The sequence below is a fragment of the Vibrio sp. 10N.222.49.C9 genome (assembly GCF_041474985.1).
Classification (GTDB): domain Bacteria; phylum Pseudomonadota; class Gammaproteobacteria; order Enterobacterales; family Vibrionaceae; genus Vibrio; species Vibrio crassostreae_C.
The window spans coordinates 1-222 of record NZ_JBFRVD010000473.1; the positions used below are offsets into that span (position 1 = coordinate 1).

Here is a 222-nt window from a genome sequence, read left to right on the forward strand (position 1 = left end):
GGAATAGATGTTCATCGTTGATAGACCCCAAGCCAACGCCACCAAAGCGCCACTGATGGCGAGTGGTACGGATACCATGATCACCAGTGGGTCACGTAACGACTCAAACTGTATTGCCAGTACCAAGAAGATGATCGCGATTGCCAGCAAGAAGGTGGTGTATAACGCACTTCCTTCGGTCACAAACTGACGAGATTCACCCATATAGTCATGGTTGTATCC

Annotated in this window: 1 protein-coding gene; it reads right to left on the bottom strand. The window is 49.1% G+C overall.

Annotated features, from left to right (window positions below):
* Positions 1-222, bottom strand: a 222-nt coding sequence (locus tag AB4585_RS24045) for an efflux RND transporter permease subunit (protein ID WP_372171267.1), incomplete at both ends; no start/stop codon positions are given.